The following is a 22,732-nucleotide window of genomic DNA, read 5'->3' on the forward strand; positions in this document are numbered from 1 at the left end:
AAGGGCCGTATTTCACTTCGGGGTCCGCGCTCGAAAGGAAGAGCAGGGCTTCGACAAGCTCAGCCCGAACGGATCTCATTTGTTTTGCGCATTCGCTGCCGCGCGCACCGGGCGCGGCTTGTCGTCATCGCCCAGCATCACGAATTTGAACGTGCCGCTTGCCACCCTGGTCTCGGCCTCGCCATTACGCTCGCGGGCGATGGCTTCGGCAGCGATGGTCAGCGAAGTGTTGCCGGTTGCGAGGATCTCGCAATAGACCGACAACTCGTCACCCACGGCCATCGCGCCCGGGAAGGCGAAATCGGTTGCCGAGACGACCACCGCCTTGCCCAGCCCCTCCCGACTCGCAAGCGATCCCGCGCCGAGCGCCATCTGGCTCATTAGCCACCCGCCGAAGACCCCGCCGTAGGGATTGAGGTCGGTCGGCATGGCCGTGACGCGGATAAGGGGGGAGCGGTCAGTCATTGCTGCCCAACACTTCGGAAATTGCCTGCAATACGGCGTCGGTATCGAGCAAGATGTCGTCGTTCCAGAACCGAAGGACACGAAAGCCCTGTTCGTGAAGCCACTCGTCCCGCCTGAGGTCGCGCTCGCTTTCGGCATGCTGAGCGCCGTCAGCTTCCACGACAAGGCGCGACCCGAAACAGACGAAATCGACTATGTAGTCCCCGATTTGCTCTTGCCGCTTGAATTTAGCGCCTGCCAGACGGCTTGCACGCAGGCGCGACCATAATCTTGCTTCTGCTTCGGTTGGTTCTTGACGCATGCGCTTTGCGAGTGGGAGCAGGTTGCGCTTGCCCCCTCTCCTTCCCACCGCTTCGCGGCGGGCCCCTTCCTCTCCCGCGAGGGGAGAGGAGTTTTGTATCCTCTCCGCTTGCCGGAGAGGATACGCAGACTTGCGAGCTTGCTCGCTAGTCGAAGTTGGAGAGGTCAAACGACCAGCCCCATCGGGTTCTCGCACAGCTGCTTGAATGCCTCCATCAGCTGCGCGCCATCCGCACCGTCGATGGCGCGGTGGTCGAAGGAGCCGCTGGCGGTCATCACGGTCGCGACCTGCAGCGCGCCGTCGACCACATAGGGGCGCTGCTCGCCCGCGCCGACGGCCATGATCATGCCCTGCGGCGGGTTGATGACCGCGTCGAACTGCTTGATGCCGAACATGCCGAGGTTGGAGAGGCTGGCCGTGCCGCCCTGGTATTCATGCGGCTGCAGCTTGCCCTCGCGCGCCTTCTCCGCAAGCTCCTTCATCGAAGTGCTGATTGCGGCGAGGCCCTTGGTATCGGCTTCGGTGATGATCGGGGTGATGAGGCCGGTCGGCGCGGCGACGGCCACGGAGACATCGGCGCGCTTGTACCGATGGATCGTGTCGCCCTGGAAGCTGACATTGCATTGCGGCACGCGCATTAGCGCGCGGGCCAGCGCCTTGATCAGCAGATCGTTGACCGACAGCTTGACCCCGTCCGCCTCCAGCCCGGCGTTGAGCTGCTTGCGCAGGTCGAGCATCGCATCGAGCCGCACATCCACGGCAAGGTAGTAATGCGGGACCTGCTGCTTGCTCTCGGTCAGGCGGCGCGCGATGACCTTGCGGACATTGGTGAGCTTTTCTTCCTCGTAAGGCGCGCCGTATTCACTCTCGGCCGGCGTCTTGCTGGGAACGCGCGGTTCGGCCATTTCGGCGGTCGCCTCCTGCTTTGCGGGAGCGGCAGCCTTGCCGCCTTCCGCGCCTTCGACATCGGCCTTCACGATGCGACCGCGCGGGCCGGAGCCGGTGACGCCAGCCAGATCGACGCCCTTCTGCTCGGCAATGCGGCGGGCGAGCGGCGAGGCGATAATACGTTCGCCGCTATCGTCCTTCGGCGCGGCGGGGGCCTTCGTATCGACTTCCACCGGCGTGCGCGCGGGCTCGGCAGTTTCTCGGGGCGCAGCCTTTGCGGGTTCGGCCTTCGTGTGGGGCTCGCTGTCTGATTTGCTCTCGGCAGCAGCCTCGCCACCTTCCGGCGCGGCCGCAGCAGCCTCGTCCAGATCTTCACCCTCTTCCGCCAGCATGGCGATGACGGTGCCGACCTTCACGCCCTCGCTGCCCTCTTCCACCGCGATGGAGGCGATGGTGCCCTCGTCGACGGCCTCGAATTCCATCGTCGCCTTGTCGGTTTCGATCTCGGCCATGATGTCGCCGGCTTCCACCTTGTCGCCCGGCTTCACCAGCCACTTGGCGAGCGTGCCTTCCTCCATGGTGGGTGACAGGGCGGGCATCTTGATCGGCGTGGGCATGTTTACGTTACGTCCTCGCGAGGGGAAGAGTTCGCCCGCACCTCTGGCCAAAATGGCGTGGGCAAGCAAGGTCCTTGCGCAGAATACGAATTACAAGATAGGCCCGCATGCGAGAGAGGGGATTGTCGCATGCGTGTCTATCTGGTCGTGATGGATGAAACCGAGGAGGCGAAGCGGGCGCTGCGTTTCGCCAGCCTGCGTGCCTACAAGACCGGCGGGTCGGTCCATATCCTGGCGCTGGTGCCGCAACAGACCTTCAATGCCTTCGGCGGCGTGCAGGCGACGATCGAGCAGGAGGCGCGCGACCGGGCGGAGGTGATGGCCAATTCCGCGGCGGGCAATATCTTCGGCGAGATGGGCAAGATGCCGACCATCGCCGTGCGACCCGGTCCGCCTGCAGACGTGATCCGCAAGTATATCGAGGAGCACGGCAATATCGCCGCGCTTGTGCTGGCGACGAGCGCGGAGGGCAATTCCGGCCCGCTCGTCAACCACTTCGCGGCGACGGCGGGCAATCTGCCCTGCCCGCTCTACCTGATCCCGGGCGGCATTTCGAAAGACGAGCTGGACGCGCTGGCCTGACCGCTCAGGTCAGCGTGCCGCGTGTGGGGTAATCGTTCTCGATCGTAAAGCTGAGGCCGCTAAGCAGATCGTCGAGATCGGGCCGCGTGAAGGGCGCGTTCTGGACCACGGCGAAGTGCAGCGTGCCGTCGGGCTTGACCAAAAAGAGGCCAGGTTCGGAAAACTTGTCGGGCTCTTCGCTACCCTCGCGCTTCTCGCTGATGTAGAGGCCCCATTCGCGGGCCTTTTCCTCCGTGAGAGAATGGGCGATGGGCAAGTCGTGGGTCTCCCACTCCTCATGCGCAACGGCAGCACGTTCGGGGCTGTCCATCGATACTGAGAAGACATTGATGCCCTTGTCGGTGAAATCGGACAGCCGCCCGCCGAGCTCGGTCAGGTACTTCTTACAGATCGGGCAATGCTTGCCGCGATAGAACACCAGCATGGTGAAGTTCTCGGGCGACTGCTTCGACAGCTCGAAACGCGCATCGATGGTCAGCGGCAGGTCGAGATCGGGGGTTTTCTGGCCGGGGATAAGCTGGGGCATGGTGTCTCCTTTACCCCATTAAATGAACCCTGCCCCGGCCCGTTCCGCAGCTACTTCTTGCGGCCCTGATGGCGAATGTTGCCCGGCCGTCCGCGCTGGCCTTGCGGATGCTTTTGCCGAGGGGCTCCCTGGCCTTTCTTCGGTCCGTTCTTCTGGGGCCCCTTGCGCTGGTGCGAGCGCTTCTTCGGCTCTGCGCGGTTGCCGCGCTTCTCGATGCTGTCGCCATCGCTGTCCGGCACTTCGAACTTGAGCGCGCCGGTCAGCGCATTGGCCTCCGCCAGCTTCAGCTTCAGCCGGTCACCGACGGCATATTCGGTGCCGGTGCTCTCGCCAATCAGCTTCTGCGCAGCTTCTTCATAGCGGAAATATTCGCGGCCCAGCGTGCTGACCGGGACCAGCCCGTCGCCGCCCAGCTTGTCGATCGTGGCGAAGAAGCCGAAGCCCTGCACGCCGGTTATGCGGGTGTCGAACGTCTCTCCCACACGGCCAGAGAGCCATGCTGCGACATAGCGGTCGATCGTGTCGCGCTCGGCCTCCATCGCACGCCGTTCGGTCTGGCTGATCGCGTCGGTGATCTGGTGCAGCGCGGTCTTGTCGCGATCGGACAGGCCGGTCGCTTCGGGCAGGTCGAGCTGCGGTTTGGGCTTGGGTTGCTCGAGCTTGTAGGAATCGACCAGCGCGCGGTGCACGAGCAGATCCGCATAGCGCCGGATCGGCGAAGTGAAGTGCGCATAGCTGGCGAGCGCCAGGCCAAAATGCCCTTCCTTGGCGGGGCCGTAATAGGCCTGCATCTGGCTGCGCAGGACGGCCTCCATGATCAGCGCCTTCTCGGCCGGATCGCCGATATCCTTGAGCATGCGGTTGAACAGGCCGGGGGTGATGACCTGGCCGAGCGCCAGCTTCTTGCCCTGAAAGGCAAGGTAATCGCGCAGCGCGAGCAGCTTCTCGCGGCTCGGGGTTTCGTGAATGCGATAGACGACCGGGGCCGTCTTCGCCTCCAGTGCCTTGGCCGCTGCGACATTGGCCGCGATCATGAAATCCTCAACCACGCGGTGGGCATCGAGCCGCTCGCGGACCGCGATTTCCTCGATCACGCCCGCGTCATTCAGCTTCACCTGCCGTTCGGGCAGTTCGAGGTCGAGTGGATCGCGCGCCTCGCGCGCCTTGAACAGAAGCTTCCAGGCGCCCCAGAGATGCTGGAGAAATTCAGGCGCATCGCCGGCATCGATAGCGGCCTGCGCATCTTCATAGGCGATGTTCTTTGCCAGGCGCACGATCGCGCGAGTGAAGCGCCATTTGGTGATCTTGCCCTCCGCATCGATGTGCAAGTGGCAAGCCATGGCGGCGCGGTCGACATCCTGCTTGAGGCTGCAAACGTCGGCGCTCAGCACTTCGGGCAGCATCGGGACGACGCGGTCGGGAAAATAGACCGAATTGCCGCGCTTCCTTGCCTCGCGGTCGAGCTGGCCGCCGGGGCGGACGTAATAGCTTACGTCCGCGATCGCGACGATCGCGCGGTAGCCGCCCTCGCCGTCCGGTTCGGCCCAGATCGCATCGTCGTGGTCGCGGGCATCGGCGGGGTCGATCGCGACGATGGGAACGTCGCGCAGATCTTCGCGGTGGTCCTTGCTCAGCGGCAACTCGGTTGCGCGCTGCGCCTCCTCGATGACGCCTTGCGGGAAGACATGTGGAATGCCGTGTTTGGCAATGGCGATCAGGCTGAAGGCCTTGGGTGCCAGCGGATCGCCGACCACTTCGACGACCTTGACCTTTGAGCGCGGCGACTTGCCCATGCGCTCTGCCAGCACGAGATCGCCTTCCTGCGCCTCGCCCACATCGCCCACCGGCGCGCTGTCGCGCACGCGCTTGTCGACAGGGGCCAGCCAGTAATTGCCGCTGCCATCCTTCTCGATCACGCCCATCAGGCCCTCGGTTCGAGCTGGCAGCTTCTTGATCGGGGTCGCGCGCCAGCCGCGCTCGGTCTCTTCGTTGCGCGCAAGGATGCGATCGCCGCGCTTGAGCGCGGCCATCTTCTTGCTTTCCTTTACCAACAGGCGCGGCGGCTTTTCCTTGCTGTCAGGCGCCCAGTTCTCGGGCTCCGCAACCGGCTCGCCATCCTCGATCGTGACGATCTTGAGCACGGTGACTTTAGGGACGCCGCCCATGCGATGATAGGCAGTACGCTTGCCGTCGATCAGGCCATCCTCGGCCATGTCCTTGAGGCGCTTCTTCAGCGCGATTTTCTCCTGCCCCTTCAGGCCGAAGGCCTTGGCGATTTCCCGCTTGCCGGCAGGTGTTTCGGAGGTCTGGATGAATTCGAGTATTTGTTCTTTGCTCGGCAAGCCTTTCGGCTTCCGGTGCTTATTCTGTTTTGTCATCCGCGCCATATAGGGACGCGCTTAGTCGGTTTCATCCTCTGGCTGCTCGACAGGTTTGAAAGCGCCACCCGGGACCGCGCTGGCATAAGGTGAGCAATAGCTGCCGGACGCACAGGCCCGGACACCGAACAACCAGTCGTCGCCGCGTAAGGGTGCAATATAACTGTATCCGGTATCTTCCTCGGTGTTTACCGGCCCGTCGCGATAAACGTTGGCTGCATCATCGCGCCAATAGGATTCGTCGGTGCGGCGTTTCGCGACTGCATAGGTTCCTGCACCGGGCACCGACTGCCATTTGATTTCGGTATCGACGCGCACGGCGGCATCTGCCGTCGGTTCCGGCGGCATTGGTGCATTGGCGAGCGCGTGCAGCGCCCGCACATTCAGCTGCGATGCGCGCGTCAGGTATTCGAAATCAAGTTCGTCGACGGTGTCGCCATATGTCACGCCGTCTTCCGTGCGCAGGTCCTGGTGCTGGTGTTCGTAATCCTCGACCGCGACGGTGATGCGAACAGCGGGGTAGCCCTTGTCCAGAAACGGTATCTGGTCGCCGCCGCGCCCCATCCGGTCGGTGCGCCAGATCTGCCGGACCTGCATGCCGTCGGGATGCTTCTCGGCCAGCTCGGCCAGCCAGCGCGACAGGTTGCGGCCCGGGCTGTCGTTCTCGCCGCCGAAGCGACGCTGGAGCGCGCGCAGCTCGGCCGTCGAATCCGCGCGCAGGCCTTCCGAGAACACGCGCACGTGTTCCGCATCGCACACGCCGTCGGAGCCGCAGCTGTTGCCGATCATGTCGTTGTTGAGCACCGCCTTGACCGTCAGGCCCTCTGCCTCGACCCAGTCCGCAAGGATCTGCGCTCCGTACAGCCCCTGTTCCTCCCCGGTGAGCAGTGCATAGACAATCGTCGAAGGATATTCGCGCTGCGAGAGGATCCGCGCAGCTTCGAGGATCATGACGCTGCCCGATCCATCGTCGTTCGCACCCGGCGCATCGTCGGTGGCATTGAGCGGATCGGTTACGCGGCTGTCGTAATGGCCCTGCACGATGATGATCTCGTCTGGCCGCTCCGTCCCACGCTGGATGGCGACCGCGTTTCGGACAAGCGTCGGCTCGGGAATACGCCTTGCGTCGGCTTCGACGACGCGCTCGACCGATTGCACCTCGAGGCAATTGCCGCAGTTCGCGCCGATCCTGCGAAACTCGTCGAGCGCCCAATCGACCGCGGCTCCGATCCCGCGTTCCGGATCGGTCTGGCTGGACAAGGTATGCCGCGTTCCGAAGCCGACGATGGTGTCCATGTCGGCGCGCAGGCGTTCTTGCGACACCTCCAGCGCCGGATCGGCTTCCTGTCCTGAAAGCGGTGTGGTGGCGAAGAGGGCGGCGAACAGGGCGAGTTTTTTCATGGCCGAAGCTCTCGGCCAAACCCGCCGTCAAATCAAGCTAGTAAGCCTTTGCCAGGAGAATGCGCTCCACTGCCTTGTCGCCGGTGAAGATGCATGCGCCATCGACTGGCGCCGAGTCCATTGGGACATTGCGGATCGTGAGCTTGTGCGCCTTCAGTCGCTCGACCACCGCGTCCAGCGCCTCACCCGTCGGCTTGGACCACATGACCTCGACCCATCCCGGATACTTTGATCCGGCGAAATGGGCCTCAACTTCGGCAAAGTCTTTCACGCCGCGCGTAATCTTTGCCTCGCGACGTTCTGTTGCCTCGGTCAGAAGCGAAGCCTGGATGTCGGCCAGGATGTCCGGCACGGTCTGCCCCGCGACTTCCCGGGTTGGCGTCTGGAAAGAAGGCTTGCCAGTCTCCCCGTCCCAGAGACGATCGCGGCGCAGCAAGCTGACCACGCCATTTTCCATGTCGCGCCCGCCTACTTCGATGATGACCGGCGCACCCTTCCGGACATAATCCCAGCGCTTCGCGGCTGCCTTGCCCGGCCGCGTGTCCAGCAGCACGCGCAGCGGCTCACCGAGCACGTGCTGGCTAGCGAGCGTTGCGCGCAGCGCCTCGCAATAATCGACCAGCGCCTCGTCCTCGGGCTTGTCGCGAAGCATCGGCAGGATGACGACTTGCTGCGGCGCGATCTTGGGCGGCAGGCGCAGGCCGTCGTCATCGCCATGCGTCATGATGACTCCGCCGACCATGCGCGTCGAAACCCCCCAGCTGGTAGTATGGGCCAGGCTTTCGCTGCCCTCCCGGTTCTGGAACTTGATGCCGCTCGCTTCGGCGAAGTTGGTGCCGAGATAGTGGCTCGTGCCCGCTTGCAGCGCCTTGCCGTCCTGCATCATGGCCTCGATCGACCAGGTTTCGACCGCGCCCGGAAAGCGCTCGTTCTCGGGCTTTTCGCCGGGAACGACGGCAAGCGCCAAGTCCTCGTCCGCGAAGGCGCGATAGACTTCCAGCATCGTGAGCGTATGCTCTTTGGCCTCGGCCTCGTCGGCATGCGCCGTGTGGCCTTCCTGCCAGAGAAATTCGCTGGTGCGCAGGAACATGCGGGTGCGCATTTCCCAGCGCACGACATTGGCCCACTGGTTGAGCTTCAGGGGCAGGTCACGCCAGCTCTGAACCCAGCGCGCCATTGCATCGCCGATGATCGTTTCCGACGTCGGCCGCACGACCAGCGGTTCTTCCAGCTTCGCTTCGGGATCGGGGACGAGACCGCCATCGGGGCCGGCGATCAGGCGGTGATGGGTGACGACCGCCATTTCCTTGGCAAAGCCCTCGACATGCTCGGCCTCGCGCGCGAAATTGGAAAGCGGAATGAAGATCGGAAAATAGGCGTTCTCATGGCCGGTTGCCTTGATCCGGTCGTCGAGCAGGCGCTGCATCCGCTCCCAGATGCCGAAGCCCCACGGGCGGATGACCATGCAGCCGCGCACGCCAGATTCCTCGGCCATTTCGGCAGAGGCAATCACGTCCTGATACCACGCCGCGAAATCGTCGGCGCGCTTCGTGTTCAATGCATGGCGGATCTGGGCCACGGTAAATCCTGTCGCTTGCGGGTGGTAGGCGGGCGGGCCGTTGCCGCTATTTGCCGAGTTCGTCCAGCTTCTTCTGCATGGCGGCCATCTGCTCGCGCATCTGGGCAAGCTCGTCCGCCTGATCGGGCTTTGCAGGCTTGCGGCTGCCCGGGATGAAGGCTTCGGCAGCGTTCTGCATCATCTTCAGGTTCGCTTCCGCCATCTTGGCCAGCGGATTGGCCTCCAGCCCCTTGGCGAATGCGGCCTGCAGCTGTTCACGGTTCTTGCGGAAATTGGCCATGCTCGCTTCGAGATAGCTCGGCATCATCGACTGCATGGAATTGCCGTACATGCTGATGAGGTCACGCAGAAAGCTGACCGGCAGCATCTGCGTGCCCTGGCTTTCTTCCTCGACGATGATCTGCGTCAGGATGGTGTGGGTGATATCGTCGCCACTCTTCGCGTCGAACACCTGGAAATCCACATTCTCGCGCACCATTTTCGCCAGGTCATCCAGCGTGATGTAGCTGCTGGTATCGGTGTTGTAGAGCCGCCGGTTGGCATATTTCTTGATCGTGATCGGCTCGCCTTCGGCGGTGCGCTTGGCCATGATTGCAGGTCCCGTGATTGTGCAGTGCGAATGGGCTTAGCACGTGCACAAACCGCGGCGCAACATGACGCGAGGGTCAACCGAAGCGGCGTCCCAATACGGTGAGCAATTCATATTGCGAAAGAGAGGTTTGCCGCGCGGCATCGGGAAGGTGATAGGGCAGATCGACCCATTCGCCCTCACCGATTGCTCTCGCTCCGCTCAAGTCCACGACGATCATGTCCATCGAGACCTTGCCAAGGATCGGGAGCCGCTCGCTATGCGCCTCGAAATACCCCCCGCCCCAGCTCCTGAGGATGCCGTCCGCATAGCCGAGCGAGACCACGCCGATCCGCATGGCACGGGGCGCGGTGAAGGTCGCATTATAGCCGACGCATTCTCCCGCTTCGATCTGCCGCACCTGGATGATTTTCGCCTGCGGAAAGGCAACCTGCCTGATAGTGTCGGCCAGCTCCGGTCGAGGAATGCCCCCATAGAGCGCGAGACCCGGGCGCGTGAGGTCGAAGGCGAAGTCGCTGCCAAGCGCGACGCCCGCGCTGTTGGCGAGACTCGTCTCTCGATGTGCAACCTGCTCGACAACGGAGCGAAAGCCGGCGAGCTGCGACGCATTGCTGTCGCTGTCTTCGTCGGCGCAGGCAAGGTGGCTCATGAGCACCTCGACCGAGAGGGCCTGGATGGACGGATCGCTGGCCTCATCGGGCCTGATGCCGAGGCGGTTGATGCCTGTGTCGACCATGAGATGGCAGGGGCCACCGCCCGCCTCGCTCCAGAGCCGCGCCTGTGCCACGCTGTCGATCACCGGCCGCACTCCGGTGGCACGGGCATATTGCGCCTCGCTTTGCTCGCTGACGCCATGCAGAACGGCGATCTGTTCCGGTGGTACATGCGCCAGCACTGCCGGGACTTCGGACCAGTGCGCCACGAAGAAGTCGCGGCAACCGATATCCCGCAGGACCGGTACGCAGGTCGCGACACCCAGACCGTAGCAATCGGCCTTGACCGCCGCTCCTGCGCGGGCCTGGCCCGACAGCCGATCGAGTGCGCGCCAATTATGCGCCAGCGCATCCCTGTCGATGTGCAGGCGCAAAGTGGGCGGCGGCAGGTCAGCCATGCGCGTCTTCGAAGTCCTTCGGGGGCCCGTCCGGAATGCCCCACCAGGCCACGAGCAGGCCGAAGCCGACCACCGCGATCGTGTACCATAGGCCCGAATAGGCATTGCCTGTCATCGCCACGATATAGCCGGCAATCAGAGGCAGGAAGCCGCCGAGATAGCCAGCCCCGATATGGTAGGGGATCGACATGGAGCTGTAACGGATCTTGGCCGGGAACATCTCGCACAGCAGCGCCGCTACCGACCCGTATGTGAGCGCTGAAAGCATGCCGAGCACGAGCAGCAGGGCGATGATACCGAGGATGCTCGACAGGGGCGGCGTCTGCCGCTCGAAGCTATACCCCTGCTCCTCCAGCCACCCCTGAACGGTGCCGCGGCGGTCATCGTCAGACAGAGTGTTGTAGTCGTATGCGCCATCCCCGACCAACAGCGTACCGGCTCCAGGCTCGCTCGAAGCGACTGCATCATCGATGTCGTAAGGCACGCCAAGCGCCGTCAGATCCTGCAACACGCGTCCGCAAGCGGTGGCCTGCACTTCGGCGAAGGGATCGTGCTCGCAACCCGTGCCAGCGATGGTCACCGGCGCTGCGCGCGCGCTCTCGTTCAGCCCCGGGTTGGCCAGGGCACCCATGCCCCAGAATACGGGAAAGAGCAGCACGAGCGACAGCACCGCTCCGATGATGATCGGCTTCTTGCGCCCGACGCGGTCGGACCATTTTCCGACGACGAGGTAGAACGCCATGGATATCGACCCTGCGATCAGCAGCATCCATTCGACCACTCCCTCCTCGACCCGCATCGGGCCGCGCAGGAAGGACAGGCCGGAGAAGAAGGCGGTGTACCAGATCGTGGTCAAGATGCCGGTGATGCCGAACAGGGCAACGAAGATGCGTTTGCCATTGCCGGGATAGGCAATGCTTTCCTTGAACGGATTGGCCGAAGTCTCGCCCGCCTCCTTCATCGCCTGAAACACCGGGCTTTCAGACAGTTTCAGCCGCATCCACAACGAGATGCCGAGCAGCACGATCGAGAGCAGGAACGGGATGCGCCAGCCCCATGCGGCGAAATCGTCTGCCGGGATCAATGCGCGGCAGACGATGACGACGATGATCGACAGCACGAAGCCGCCGACCACGCTGGCCTGGATGAAGCTGGTGTAGAAGCCGCGCTTTTCTGGCGGCGCATGTTCCGCGACATAGATTGCGGCACCACCATACTCGCCACCCAATGCGAGGCCCTGCAGGATGCGCAAGCAGATCACGATCAGAGGCGCAGCCAGGCCAATCGTCGCCGCGCTCGGGATCAGGCCGACACCCGCGGTTGCGATGCCCATCAGCGTCACGGTTACGAGAAACGTATATTTGCGCCCCAGCCGATCGCCGAGGAAACCAAACAGGATCGCGCCGAGCGGACGGAAGCCGAAGCCAACCGCGAAGCCGGCCCACACCAGAAGGATTTCGAGCGTCTCATTGTCGCTCGGGAAGAAAGCCGCGCCGATCAGTCCGGCAAGCGTACCGTAGATGAAGAAGTCATACCATTCGAAGATCGTGCCGGCCGAACTCGCCGCAATGACGAGGCGAATTTCCTTGTCGGTCGGTTCCCTCTGCGCGGCTGTCGTTGCGCCGGACATCTCTCGCTCCCCACTCCAATTGGTCTTGGCACGCGGGTCTAGCGACCGTCATCACCCTTGGAAAGCGCGTCTAGGGCGGCTCTCCACGGCAGCAGAATGGCACCGTGACGACCGCTGTGCGGGCGGGCCGGTTCGAGCAGGTCCAGGCGCGGCCAGGGCGGAAGCGGGCCGTCATCCGACAGCCATGCTTCGATTTCGCGGAGCGCTTCGGCCAACTCGCCTGCCGAGACCCCCTCGGCTGCGTTTGCAAAGATGGCGGCGGCAGCCTGCCCCACCGCACACGCGCTGACCTGCATGCCGACGGACGAGATCGCGTCGGTCTTCGCGCTGCTGAGCGCTATGGTGCTGCCACAGGTGCGCGAACGTGCGTGCCCGATGTTTCGAGCGTCGCGATGTAGGGGATATCGGGCGAGCTCGACGGCCAGCGCGAGAAGTTTGGGGGAGTAGAGCGCCTCGCGCCGCTCGCCCGTCATTCGCCAGGCGCGGCGTCGTCCCCGCGCAGGCGCGCGCGCCGCTCCGCAAGCACATCGACCAGGGCCCGCGAGCTTGCATCGACCAGCTCGTAACTGCGGGACGTGGTGATCCAGTCCGGACGCCCCTTGTAATCCCACACTTCGTCATAGCCGAGCACCAGCAGCGAGAAGGCGATGATCGCGATCAGAATACCCTTCAGCGCTCCGAACCCGAAGCCTAGCACCCGGTCAATGGGGCCGAGCACAGGATCGGTCGAAGCTGCGCTGGCATTGTTCGCGATGACTTTCATCGCTGCATAGGGGATCAGCAGCAGCAGTACGAAGGCCAGCAGTGTGGTGGTGGTATCCGCGCCGATATATTCCTGCAAAGCCAGCGTGAGCGGAGTGTGGAGATATTTGATGGCGAAGATCGCCAGGGCCCACGACGCGAGCGAAAAAATCTCCTGAACGAACCCGCGCAGGAACCCTCCCACGGCGGCGACGCCCACGATAAACAGCAGGATAAAATCGAAACCCGTCATGACCCGGCAGTGGGTTATGCGCTCCCGACGACTCGGTCAACGAGGTTCGCGAGTTGTCCCAAGCCCGCATAGTCGAGTGTGGCTTCCTTGCCGTTGCCTCCGACCGGACCAAACCCTTTGGCAAAGCCGAGCTTCGCCGCCTCACGCAAGCGTAGGGCACCATGGGCGACCGGTCGTATCTCTCCGGCCAGCGAGACCTCGCCCAGCCATACACTCCTATCGGGAAGAGGTTTGTCCGCCAGCGCGCTGACCAGCGCCGCCGCGACCGCCAGATCCGCCGCCGGGTCTGAAAGTCGATAACCGCCTGCGACATTGAGATAGACCTCGGCCGAGCTGAAATTCAGGCCGCAGCGCGATTCGAGCACGGCCAGCAACATGGCCAGCCGACCGCTATCCCAGCCAACCACGGCCCGCCGCGGCGTCGCTCCCGATTGAAGGCGGACGATCAGCGCCTGGATTTCAAGCAGGACCGGGCGGGTGCCCTCGATTGCCGGGAAAACCGCGCTGCCCGCCATGGGCTCGTCGCGGCCGGACAGGAACAGGAGAGAAGGATTGGCAACTTCCTCCAGGCCTTCCCCTGCCATCGAAAATACGCCGATCTCGTCTACCGCGCCGAAACGGTTCTTCAGGGCCCGCAGAATGCGGTACTGGTGGCTGCGTTCGCCTTCGAAGCTCATGACCACGTCGACCATGTGTTCCAGCACACGGGGGCCGGCGATGCTTCCGTCCTTGGTCACGTGGCCGACCAGGACCAGCGCGACATTGTTCTCCTTGGCGTAACGGATGAGCTCGAAAGCACAGCCACGCACCTGGCTGACCGTGCCGGGTGCCCCTTCGATAGTGTCGGAATGCATCGTCTGGATCGAGTCGATGACGAGAAAGCGCGGGGCATCCATCTGTCCCAGTGTCGTGAGGATATCGCGCACGCCGGTGGCTGCGGCGAGTTTCACTGGCGCATCGGAGAGACCGAGACGCGCCGCGCGCATCCGCACTTGTCCGGTCGCCTCCTCGCCGCTGACATAGACGACCCCGTGGCCCTCTCGCGCAATCCTGCCTGCTGCCTGCAATAGCAGCGTCGATTTCCCGATGCCCGGATCGCCGCCCATCAGGATGGCAGAGCCTGGCACCAGGCCACCGCCGAGCGCGCGATCGAATTCTGCAAGCCCGGTGGGCTGGCGGGTCGGCAGCGCGCCGGGCTTGTCGAGATCGACGAATTCGACCGCGCGGCCCCCACTCGACAAATCATGCTTGAGCGAAAAGACCGTGGCGGGGGCGTCCTCCGCCAGCGTATTCCATTCCGCGCAATCAGCGCATTGTCCCTGCCACCGGTGCGAGATGCTGCCACAAGCCTGGCAGACATAGCGTTTCTTGGGCTTTGCCATACGCGCTTGCTAATCGGAACATTTGCGGAACGCAATTGCCTTGCGCGGATAAGCCGTGCAAACCGCTTCCGATGCGCCAGAAGGAATTGCGAATAGCGCTGGTCTGTTATGGCGGGGTGAGCCTCGCCGTCTACATGCATGGCGTGACGCGCGAGTTGTGGCAGCTTGCCCGCGCCAGCCGGGATCATCATGCGCAAGGCGCGCCGCGTAGCGGCGTCGATTCGGTCTATCGCGGTCTCCTGGAGCGCATCGAGGACCGTCACGACCTGCGCCTGCGCGTTTTGCCCGACATCATGAGCGGGGCCAGTGCCGGCGGCATCAACGCCGTGTTCCTCGCGCAGGCAATCCATTCCGGGCAGTCTCTCGAACCGCTGACCGATCTGTGGCTCGAAGTCGCCGATGTCGACCAGCTGGTCGATCCGGCGGCAAAGCCCATGTGGCGCATGTCGAAGATCTACGCGCAGCCCTTCGCCAACTGGCTGCTCAGTCGCCCGGGGAGCGACATCGCCGATACCGTCGCTCCCGAAACGCGGCGCGAGGTCGAGCGCAAGGTGTCTCACCTCATCAGGGGCCGCTGGTTCGAGCCGCCGTTTTCGGGGCTCGGCTTTTCGCGCCTGCTGGAGAAGGCGTTCTCGGCGATGGAACAGACGCGCGCCGAGGCTCCTCTCCTGCCGCCAGGCCATCCGCTCGATCTGTATGTGACCGCGACCGACTTCCACGGTCACATGGAATTGCTGCATCTCAACAGCCCGCCCGTGGTCGAGGATACCGAGCATCGCATGCCGATATCGTTCCGCGCGCGCGCGCCCCTGCATGGAGGCGAGGGGCTCGCCAATCCGCTTGAGCTCGTATTCGCTGCGCGCGCGACCGCCAGCTTCCCCGGCGCTTTCCCGCCTCTGCGCATGGAGGAAATGGACGCGCTTTCGACCGAAAGCGGTCGCAGCTGGCCGGGACGCGACGCTTTTCTGGAGCGCGTGATGCCGGTTCATGTGATGCGCAACACGGTCGATCATGTGTCGCTGATCGACGGCTCGGTCCTTGTGAACAAGCCCTTCGCCGGGGCCATTGGCGCACTGCGCGGCAGGCCCGCTCAACGCGAAGTCGACCGGCGCTTCATCTATGTCGACCCGCGGCCCGATCGCTTCGGCAGGGCCGAGGGCGCCAAACACGAACCGGTCGGCTTTTTCTCGGCAATTTTCGGCTCACTCTCGACGATCCCGCGCGAACAGCCGATCCGCGACAATCTGGAACAGCTGGAGAACCAGACGCGCGAGGCGGAGCGCATCGGGAGGATCGTGACCTCGCTTCGGCCCGAGGTCGATGCGGCGGTCGAGAAACTGTTCGGGCGCACTCTCTTTCTCGACCGACCCACACCCGCGCGGCTCGGCAATTGGCGGCGCAAGGCGCAGCAGGCGGCGGCGGAACAGGCTGGTTTCGCCTTCCACTCTTACGCGCAGGCAAAGCTTAGTGGCATCGTGCGCAGACTGGCGGACCTTGCGCTGGCTGCCGCGCCCCGGCTTGCGATCGAGGACAGCGGGCCGATCGAAACAGTTTTGCGCGAGGAACTGCGCCGCCGCGGGCTGGACCGGCTGTCTGCGCCCGCCGGTGGGGCCACGCCCGAGGCGATAGCCTTCTTCCGTGAACACGATATCGGCTTTCGCATCCGCCGCCTTCGCCTGCTTGCCCGTCGCCTGGCCCGCGATTGGGAGGCAGACCCCGAAATCCCTGACGATGCCCTCGAGCAGGCGCGCGACACTGTATACGCGGTCCTTTCGCTGTATTTCGAGAGGGAGGGCGTCACGGCGCTAGGCCCGGCATTCGAGGGCGTGGCAGAGCAGGTCATGGCGGATCCCGGCACCCTGCTCGACATGCTGGATGCCAAGCGGCTGCTCCCGGAAATCGACGATCGGGCGGAAGCCATGCTGTCAGAGGCGCTGGTCGTTATGCCGAAGAACCTGCGACGGCGGATGCTGTTCGCCTACCTCGGCTTCCCCTTCTACGACGCGGCAACTCTGCCGCTGTCTCGAAACGAGGGGCTCACCGAATTCGACGTGGTCAAGGTAGACCGGATCAGCCCGGATGATGCTCGCAGCATTCGCGAAGGCGGATCGCAGGCGACATTGCGCGGGCTGGAGTTCTATAATTTTGGCGCTTTCTTCAGCCGCGCCTATCGCGAAAACGATTACCTCTGGGGGCGGCTGCATGGCGCCGAACGCATGATCGACCTTGTGTGTTCAACACTGCCAGAGCCGATATCCGAAGACGCGCATCGCGAGTGCAAGCGCGATGCCTTCCATGCAATTCTTGACGAGGAGCAGGCTTCCGGCCGATGCTCGCTCGCCTTGATCGACCAGCTTCGCAGCGAGGTGGACGAGCGAATGCCCTGATCGTCGGCCCCTAGTCGCGCGCGTCGAGGCTCCGGTAGATGGCGGTCACGAAACCGTCTGCATCGATGAAACCCTCGCCGCGATCGAAATCGGCTAGCGGCTTGGCCGCGAGTGCTTGGTCGAGCGTATTGCCGCCAATTCGCAAATCACGCACGCGGTCGACGGCCTGGCCGATCATTGCACGATAAGCGACCAGTTCGGCCTTGTTCGACATCGGCCCGTGACCCGGGATAACTTTGGTTTCGCCGTCGATCATGCGGATGACTGCGTCCAGCGAATTCATCGCATCGATGACATTGCCGCCGGAGCTCGTGTCGATGAAGGGAAACCCGGGGATCTTGAAATAGAGGTCGCCCATGTGGACGACATTCGCACCGTGCCAATACACGATGCTGTCGCCGTCGGTATGACCGCCACCGAGGAACATGACGTCGGTCCGATAGCCGTTGAGATGCATTGTCACGCCCTGACCATAGGTCACCACGGGCAGCGCCGCATCGGGAGCAGGAGGGACCGGGCGTTCACCTTCGCGCCCTTCGGCAAGACGGGTCCGGACGTTGTGATGGGCAAAGATCAACGCGCCCTTCTCGCCGAGGTTTTCGTTCCCGCCGGTGTGGTCGCCATGCCAGTGAGTATTGATGACGAAGCCGACTGGCTGCGCGCCGAGTTCGGCGACGGCGGCCTCGATCTTCGCGGTCAGCGGCGCGAACTGGTCGTCGATCAGGACGGTGCCGTCTTCGCCATGGCTCACCCCGATATTGCCGCCCGCCCCGAACAGCACGGCTATGCCCGGCGCGACTTCCTCCGCAGTGATCTCGACATCATCAAAATTGCGCTGGGCGGAAAGGGGTGTGGCCGCAAGCACGGCAACGGTGGCGTAAGCGACGATCTTCTTCATGACACTCTCCCTCTGCCGCTCGTGCTAGGCGCGGGCGAGGTCGCTGTCGAGCCGCGAGTATTCAGCCGCCGAAAGCGGTTTTAAGCTTATCGAAAAAGCCGCGGCTTTCGGGGCACTCGTCGCCCGTCTCGGTGTCGCGGAATTGTTCGAGCAACGCGCGCTGTTCCTTGCTGAGCTTCGTGGGCGTTTCGACCGCGATCTCGACCACCAGATCGCCGCGACCCCTCCCTTGCAACACCGGCATGCCGGCGCCGCGCTGGCGCAACTGCTTGCCCGACTGGATGCCGGCAGGGATCTCGATCGTAACCTCGTCGCCATCAATATTCGGGATGTCGATAGAGCCGCCAAGCGCTGCCTTGGTGAAGCTGATCGGCACGCGCGTGCCGAGCGTCGTGCCCTCTCGCTGGAAGATCTCATGCGGCTTGACGTGCACGAAGATATAGAGGTCGCCCGGAGGTGCGCCGCGTGGCCCCGCTTCGCCTTTACCGGATAGCCTGATGCGGGTGCCGGTATCGACGCCGGGCGGGATTTCGACCGCGAGCGTCTGCTCCCGATCGACACGCCCTTCCCCGCCGCAGTCGCGACAAGGGGAGGTAATGACTTCGCCACTGCCGTGGCAATTGGGGCACGGGCGCTCCACGACGAAGAAGCCCTGCTTTGCACGCACCTGGCCGCGACCACCACACAGGTTGCAGGTTCGCGCGCGTGTACCGGGCGTCGCGCCCGAGCCGTGGCAGGTGTCGCAATTCTGGGAGACTTCGATTTCGACCTCGGTGGACTTGCCGTGGAAGGCTTCCTCGAGCGAAATCTGCATATCGTAACGAAGATCGGCGCCGCGGCGCGGCTGGGCACGCCCTCCTCCGCCAAAAGCACTGCCGAAAATCGTTTCGAAAATATCGCCGATATCGCCGAAATCGGCTCCGGGATGGCCGCCACCCGGGCCGCCGCCGTTCTGGAAAGCGGCATGGCCGAAGCGATCGTAGGCCGCTCGCTTCTGCGGATCCTTGAGGCATTCGTAAGCCGCGCTCACGGCCTTGAACTTCGCCTCGCTCTCGCCGCACCCCGGATTGCGATCGGGGTGATGCTTCATCGCGAGCTTGCGATAGGCGCTCTTGATGGTCGCACCGTCCGCATCGCGCGAAACGCCGAGCAGCTCGTAAAAATCGACTTCAGTCGCTGACATATTCTTCCCTACCCGAAATCATACCGCCACCGGAGCGCGAGGGCACCGGTGGCGGATCGATTTCCATCAGCGATCAGTTCTTGGAGTCTTCGTCGACTTCCGAGAATTCGGCGTCGACCACCTCTTCCTCGGCATCACCACCTTCAGGCGCTGCTGCGTCACCTTCGGGCGAAGCGGACTGGGTGTTAGCCTGCTCCTGCTCGTAGATCGACTGGCCCATCTTCATGGCAGCCTGCGTCAGTTCCTCGGCTGCCGAGTTGATGGCAGCGGCGTCATCGCCTTCAAGCGCCGCCTTGGTAGCCGCGATCTTGGCTTCGACGTCGGACTTGAGCGAAGCGTCGATCTTGTCGCCATGCTCTTCGAGCTGCTTTTCCGTGGTGTGCACAAGGCTGTCCGCCTGGTTGCGCGCTTCCACGCTTTCGCGACGCTTCTTGTCCTCTTCGGCAAACTTCTCGGCATCCTGAACCATCTGGTCGATGTCGGAATCCGAAAGACCGCCCGAGGCCTGGATGCGGATCTGCTGCTCCTTGCCCGTGCCCTTGTCCTTGGCGGACACGTTCACGATGCCGTTGGCGTCGATGTCGAACGTGACCTCGATCTGCGGCACGCCGCGCGGTGCAGCGGGAATGCCGACGAGGTCGAACTGACCGAGCAGCTTGTTGTCCGCCGCCATCTCGCGCTCGCCCTGGAACACGCGGATGGTCACGGCCTGCTGGTTGTCCTCGGCCGTCGAGTAGGTCTGCGTCTTCTTGGTCGGGATGGTGGTGTTACGGTCGATCATGCGGGTGAACACGCCGCCGAGCGTCTCGATACCGAGCGACAGCGGGGTCACGTCGAGCAGCAGCACATCCTTGACGTCGCCCTGGAGGACGCCGGCCTGGATGGCAGCACCCATGGCCACGACTTCATCGGGGTTCACGCCGGTGTGCGGCTTCTTGCCGAAGAATTCCTCGACCACTTCGCGAACCTTGGGCATGCGGGTCATGCCGCCGACGAGGACCACTTCGTCCACGCCGCCCTTGTCGATGCCGGCATCGGCCAGCGCCTTCTTGCAGGGCTCCAGCGTGCGCTTGATCAGGTCGCCGACCAGCTGCTCCAGCTTCGAGCGCGTGAGCGTTTCCACGAGGTGGAGCGGGGTGGTCGCGCCGCCTTCCATGCGCGCGGTGATGAAGGGCAGGTTGATTTCGGTCTGGGCCGAGCTCGACAGCTCGATCTTGGCCTTTTCCGCCGCTTCTTTGAGACGCTGAAGAGCGAGCTTGTCGGTCTTCAGGTCCATGTTTTCCTTCTTCTTGAACTCTTCCGCGAGGTATTCGACGATCGCGCTGTCGAAGTCCTCACCGCCAAGGAAGGTGTCGCCATTGGTCGACTTCACTTCGAATACGCCATCGCCGATCTCGAGGATCGAGACGTCGAAGGTACCGCCGCCAAGATCGTAGACGGCGATGGTCTTGCCGTCTTCCTTGTCCATGCCATAGGCGAGCGCAGCTGCAGTCGGCTCGTTGATGATGCGCAGCACTTCGAGGCCGGCGATCTGGCCGGCATCCTTGGTTGCCTGGCGCTGGGCGTCGTTGAAGTAGGCAGGGACGGTGATGACGGCCTGCTTCACGTCCTCGCCGAGATAGCTCTCGGCGGTTTCCTTCATCTTCTGGAGGATGAAGGCGGAAACCTGGCTGGGCGAATATTCCTCGCCGCCCGCTTCGACCCATGCATCGCCGTTCTTGCCCTTGACGATGTCGTAGGGGACGAGATCCATGTCCTTCTTTGTGGTCGGATCGTCGAACCGGCGGCCGATCAGGCGCTTGATCGCGAACAGCGTGTTGTCGGGATTGGTAACGGCCTGGCGCTTGGCAGGCTGGCCGATCAGGCGCTCGTTATCCTTGGTGAAGGCGACGATCGAGGGCGTGGTGCGCGCGCCTTCCGAATTCTCGATGACCTTGGGCTTGCCGCCGTCCATCACCGCGACGCAGGAGTTGGTGGTGCCGAGGTCGATACCGATTACTTTTGCCATGGTTTCCCCATCAGTTGCTTCGTTGGACGCTGCCATTCGGTCCCCCGCTATCGGCGGGACCACTCGGCAGCTCGTTCGAGTGGTGTGTTAGGTGTGTGTTACTCGGGCGATATAGGAGTGGTTTTGCTTGGCACAAGGGACCCGGCGGGCTAGATTTTTACTCCTGTTCGTCGCGGAGACACTTCCATGAATTTCAAACCCTTTGCTGCTGCCTTCCTCGTGATAACTTCCTTCGGCGCTGTGGCTTGCTCGGATGGCGGGGCCGAAAACGATGCGGCGGCCGAGGCCAATTCTACCGGGCTCGAAGTCGCCAATGCGCGCCTGGTGCTGCCGGCAGTTTCCGGCAATCCGGCCGCGGTCTATTTCGACCTCGGCAACAAAGGCGATCGCAACGTCGCAGTGCGCAGCGCGTCCATCGAAGGCGCCAGCAATGCGCAAATGCACGACACGATGGAATGGAGCGGCGAGATGACGATGGGCGAAATGGGCCCATTGACGATTGAGGCCGGCGACACGGTCTCGTTCGAACCGGGCGGCATGCATGTCATGGCCTTCGATCTCGACCCCTCGCTCGAAGCTGGCGGGACGACCGCGATGACGCTCACCGTTGCCGGCGGCAAGACCGTGACCGCGGATGTTGCAATCGTCGCGGCGGGTGACGACCGCTGAACGACCTGCGCGACAGCCTGAACGTCGAGAGCCACGAACACAGCCTGGACGAAAAATGCCCGGTCGGCGGTGAAAGACGGCTGACCAGCGGCGAGGTGACCCTGGCGCGATCGGTTTTCGGGACCGCCATCGATTACGACCGGGTCACCATCAGACGGCGCAAGTGGTTTCCGCTACAGCCCCGGCGGATCACCATGGCGCCGCGTGGCCACCTCCATTTCCATCCCGCAAGCGAAGCCTATTGCGAGGATTTCAGTACGGCGAGCCTCACTCGCCAAGGGCTGTTTATTCACGAGATGGTCCATGTCTGGCAGGTCCAGACGCTGGGCAAGTGGTACCTTGTAACTCGCCGGATGCCCTGGGCCCGCTACGATTACAGTCTTAAACCGGGCTGGCCGCTCGAGCGTTACGGGATCGAACAGCAGGCAGAGATTGTGAAGCATGCCTTCTGGCTGAGAAACGGAATGCGGATCGCCGGCGCCGCGGACGTATCCGCCTACGACCTCCTCGTCCGCTTTCCAGGGACATCGGTCGTGTGACCGATTTCGAGTTCGCTTTCATCCTCTATGCGCTGCTGCTCGGTCTCTCGCTGATCGAATTGCTGGCGGGACTTGGCCGAGCGCTCGAACTGAAGTTTGCCAGTAATGCGGGCGGCGCGACATTCACTATCGGATGGCTGACTCCGGCGCTCGCGATATTCGTGATGCTCGATCTCTTGAGCTTCTGGATATTCGCCTGGCGCCTGCAGGACCAGATCGCTGTGGACGCGCTTTCGCTCCTCGCGGTGATGGTCTTTGCCTCATCCTACTACCTCGCCGCGCGGCTCGTTTTTCCGTCCGAACCGGATCGGTTCGCGGATCTCGACACCCATTATTTCAGGGTCAAGAAGGTCGTCATGGCGATCCTCATCGCGCTCGTCTTCGTACAATGGGGCTATCTTCTCACGGTCCCCGGCTTGCGCGACTCGCTGTTCTCTCCACTCTCGCTTGTGGCGACAGGTGTTCTCGTGGGCCTGATGGCGGCGGTCGCCTTTATTCGATCGGCGACGCTCAATCTGATCCTGCTCGGGCTTCTGATCGTGCGCTATCTGGTCATCTATGCAATCTAGCCTGACAGCGAAAAGGCCGCCCCGGTCGTGGCAGGG

General features: G+C 63.5%; 21 protein-coding genes. 5 read left to right on the top strand and 16 right to left on the bottom strand.

Translation table 11 applies throughout. The features are described 5' to 3' along the window. Positions 1-75: 75 nt before the first annotated feature. Genes P8Q88_RS14265 through P8Q88_RS14275 form a run of 3 tightly spaced genes read right to left on the bottom strand, consistent with a single transcriptional unit; the run spans position 76 to position 2,271 of the window. Positions 76-465 (bottom strand): acyl-CoA thioesterase, encoded by a 390-nt coding sequence (locus tag P8Q88_RS14265; protein WP_278324523.1) that lies wholly within the window; start codon positions 463-465, stop codon positions 76-78. Continuing rightward, entirely contained in the window at positions 458-961 is a 504-nt protein-coding gene (locus P8Q88_RS14270) for an endonuclease domain-containing protein (RefSeq protein ID WP_347569019.1), read from the bottom strand. Before P8Q88_RS14270 ends, P8Q88_RS14265 begins: the two co-directional genes overlap by 8 nt. Next, positions 931-2,271, bottom strand: coding sequence for a pyruvate dehydrogenase complex dihydrolipoamide acetyltransferase (locus P8Q88_RS14275; protein ID WP_278324524.1), 1,341 nt, complete (start codon positions 2,269-2,271; stop codon positions 931-933). Before P8Q88_RS14275 ends, P8Q88_RS14270 begins: the two co-directional genes overlap by 31 nt. 129 nt (positions 2,272-2,400) lie before the next feature. Between P8Q88_RS14275 and P8Q88_RS14280 the strand changes: the two genes are divergently transcribed. Beyond that, positions 2,401-2,853: a universal stress protein gene (locus tag P8Q88_RS14280; protein ID WP_278324525.1), complete on the top strand. Its 453-nt coding sequence runs from the start codon at positions 2,401-2,403 to the stop codon at positions 2,851-2,853. A gap of 4 nt (positions 2,854-2,857) precedes the next feature. Here the strand turns inward: P8Q88_RS14280 and P8Q88_RS14285 are convergent, their stop codons facing one another. The 10 genes from P8Q88_RS14285 to radA all read right to left on the bottom strand — a co-directional run bounded on the left by P8Q88_RS14285 (position 2,858) and on the right by radA (position 14,443). Then, a complete protein-coding gene (locus tag P8Q88_RS14285; RefSeq protein WP_278324526.1) occupies positions 2,858-3,379 on the bottom strand; it encodes a peroxiredoxin-like family protein in 522 nt (173 codons plus the stop codon). A 50-nt stretch (positions 3,380-3,429) separates the two neighbouring features. Beyond that, positions 3,430-5,766 (bottom strand): ribonuclease R, encoded by a 2,337-nt coding sequence (rnr, locus tag P8Q88_RS14290; protein WP_278324527.1) that lies wholly within the window; start codon positions 5,764-5,766, stop codon positions 3,430-3,432. Between the two features lie 12 nt (positions 5,767-5,778). Next, positions 5,779-7,158: a M28 family peptidase gene (locus P8Q88_RS14295; RefSeq protein ID WP_278324528.1), complete on the bottom strand. Its 1,380-nt coding sequence runs from the start codon at positions 7,156-7,158 to the stop codon at positions 5,779-5,781. Between the two features lie 37 nt (positions 7,159-7,195). Next, positions 7,196-8,737, bottom strand: coding sequence for a proline--tRNA ligase (proS, locus tag P8Q88_RS14300; RefSeq protein ID WP_278324529.1), 1,542 nt, complete (start codon positions 8,735-8,737; stop codon positions 7,196-7,198). Positions 8,738-8,783: 46 nt separating this feature from the next. After that, on the bottom strand, positions 8,784-9,326 hold the full coding sequence (gene phaR, locus P8Q88_RS14305; RefSeq protein WP_278324530.1) for a polyhydroxyalkanoate synthesis repressor PhaR: 543 nt from the start codon (positions 9,324-9,326) through the stop codon (positions 8,784-8,786). Between the two features lie 76 nt (positions 9,327-9,402). After that, positions 9,403-10,437: an alanine racemase gene (gene alr / locus P8Q88_RS14310; RefSeq protein ID WP_278324531.1), complete on the bottom strand. Its 1,035-nt coding sequence runs from the start codon at positions 10,435-10,437 to the stop codon at positions 9,403-9,405. Further along, positions 10,430-12,067 carry an MFS transporter gene (locus P8Q88_RS14315; RefSeq protein WP_278324532.1) on the bottom strand — a complete coding sequence of 546 codons (1,638 nt, stop codon included), beginning with the start codon at positions 12,065-12,067 and terminating at the stop codon, positions 10,430-10,432. Before P8Q88_RS14315 ends, alr begins: the two co-directional genes overlap by 8 nt. 38 nt (positions 12,068-12,105) lie before the next feature. After that, entirely contained in the window at positions 12,106-12,540 is a 435-nt protein-coding gene (locus P8Q88_RS14320) for an iron-sulfur cluster assembly scaffold protein (protein WP_278324533.1), read from the bottom strand. Next, a complete protein-coding gene (locus tag P8Q88_RS14325; RefSeq protein WP_278324534.1) occupies positions 12,537-13,061 on the bottom strand; it encodes a CvpA family protein in 525 nt (174 codons plus the stop codon). Before P8Q88_RS14325 ends, P8Q88_RS14320 begins: the two co-directional genes overlap by 4 nt. Before the next feature lie 14 nt (positions 13,062-13,075). Continuing rightward, a complete protein-coding gene (radA, locus tag P8Q88_RS14330) occupies positions 13,076-14,443 on the bottom strand; it encodes a DNA repair protein RadA (RefSeq protein WP_278324535.1) in 1,368 nt (455 codons plus the stop codon). Positions 14,444-14,514: 71 nt separating this feature from the next. Here radA and P8Q88_RS14335 point away from each other — a divergent pair, with 71 nt between their 5' ends. Next, the gene (locus tag P8Q88_RS14335; RefSeq protein WP_278324536.1) at positions 14,515-16,830 is read left to right on the top strand and encodes a patatin-like protein; all 2,316 of its coding nucleotides are present in this window, start codon (positions 14,515-14,517) and stop codon (positions 16,828-16,830) included. A 10-nt stretch (positions 16,831-16,840) separates the two neighbouring features. Here P8Q88_RS14335 and P8Q88_RS14340 read toward each other — a convergent pair whose 3' ends face one another. From P8Q88_RS14340 to dnaK, 3 genes are all read right to left on the bottom strand, one after another. Then, positions 16,841-17,728: an MBL fold metallo-hydrolase gene (locus tag P8Q88_RS14340; protein WP_278324537.1), complete on the bottom strand. Its 888-nt coding sequence runs from the start codon at positions 17,726-17,728 to the stop codon at positions 16,841-16,843. 61 nt (positions 17,729-17,789) lie between these two features. Further along, entirely contained in the window at positions 17,790-18,911 is a 1,122-nt protein-coding gene (gene dnaJ / locus P8Q88_RS14345) for a molecular chaperone DnaJ (RefSeq protein WP_278324538.1), read from the bottom strand. A gap of 73 nt (positions 18,912-18,984) precedes the next feature. Beyond that, on the bottom strand, positions 18,985-20,919 hold the full coding sequence (gene dnaK / locus P8Q88_RS14350; protein WP_278324539.1) for a molecular chaperone DnaK: 1,935 nt from the start codon (positions 20,917-20,919) through the stop codon (positions 18,985-18,987). A 186-nt stretch (positions 20,920-21,105) separates the two neighbouring features. Here dnaK and P8Q88_RS14355 point away from each other — a divergent pair, with 186 nt between their 5' ends. From P8Q88_RS14355 to P8Q88_RS14365, 3 genes are all read left to right on the top strand, one after another. Further along, positions 21,106-21,588, top strand: a complete 483-nt coding sequence (locus P8Q88_RS14355; protein ID WP_278324540.1) for a copper chaperone PCu(A)C — start codon at positions 21,106-21,108, stop codon at positions 21,586-21,588. A gap of 95 nt (positions 21,589-21,683) precedes the next feature. After that, a complete protein-coding gene (locus P8Q88_RS14360; RefSeq protein ID WP_278324541.1) occupies positions 21,684-22,127 on the top strand; it encodes a vgr related protein in 444 nt (147 codons plus the stop codon). Then, a complete protein-coding gene (locus P8Q88_RS14365) occupies positions 22,124-22,696 on the top strand; it encodes a hypothetical protein (RefSeq protein ID WP_278324542.1) in 573 nt (190 codons plus the stop codon). Before P8Q88_RS14360 ends, P8Q88_RS14365 begins: the two co-directional genes overlap by 4 nt. Positions 22,697-22,732 lie beyond the last annotated feature (36 nt).

It is taken from the genome of Qipengyuania marincola (genome assembly GCF_029688625.1).
Lineage (GTDB): Bacteria > Pseudomonadota > Alphaproteobacteria > Sphingomonadales > Sphingomonadaceae > Qipengyuania.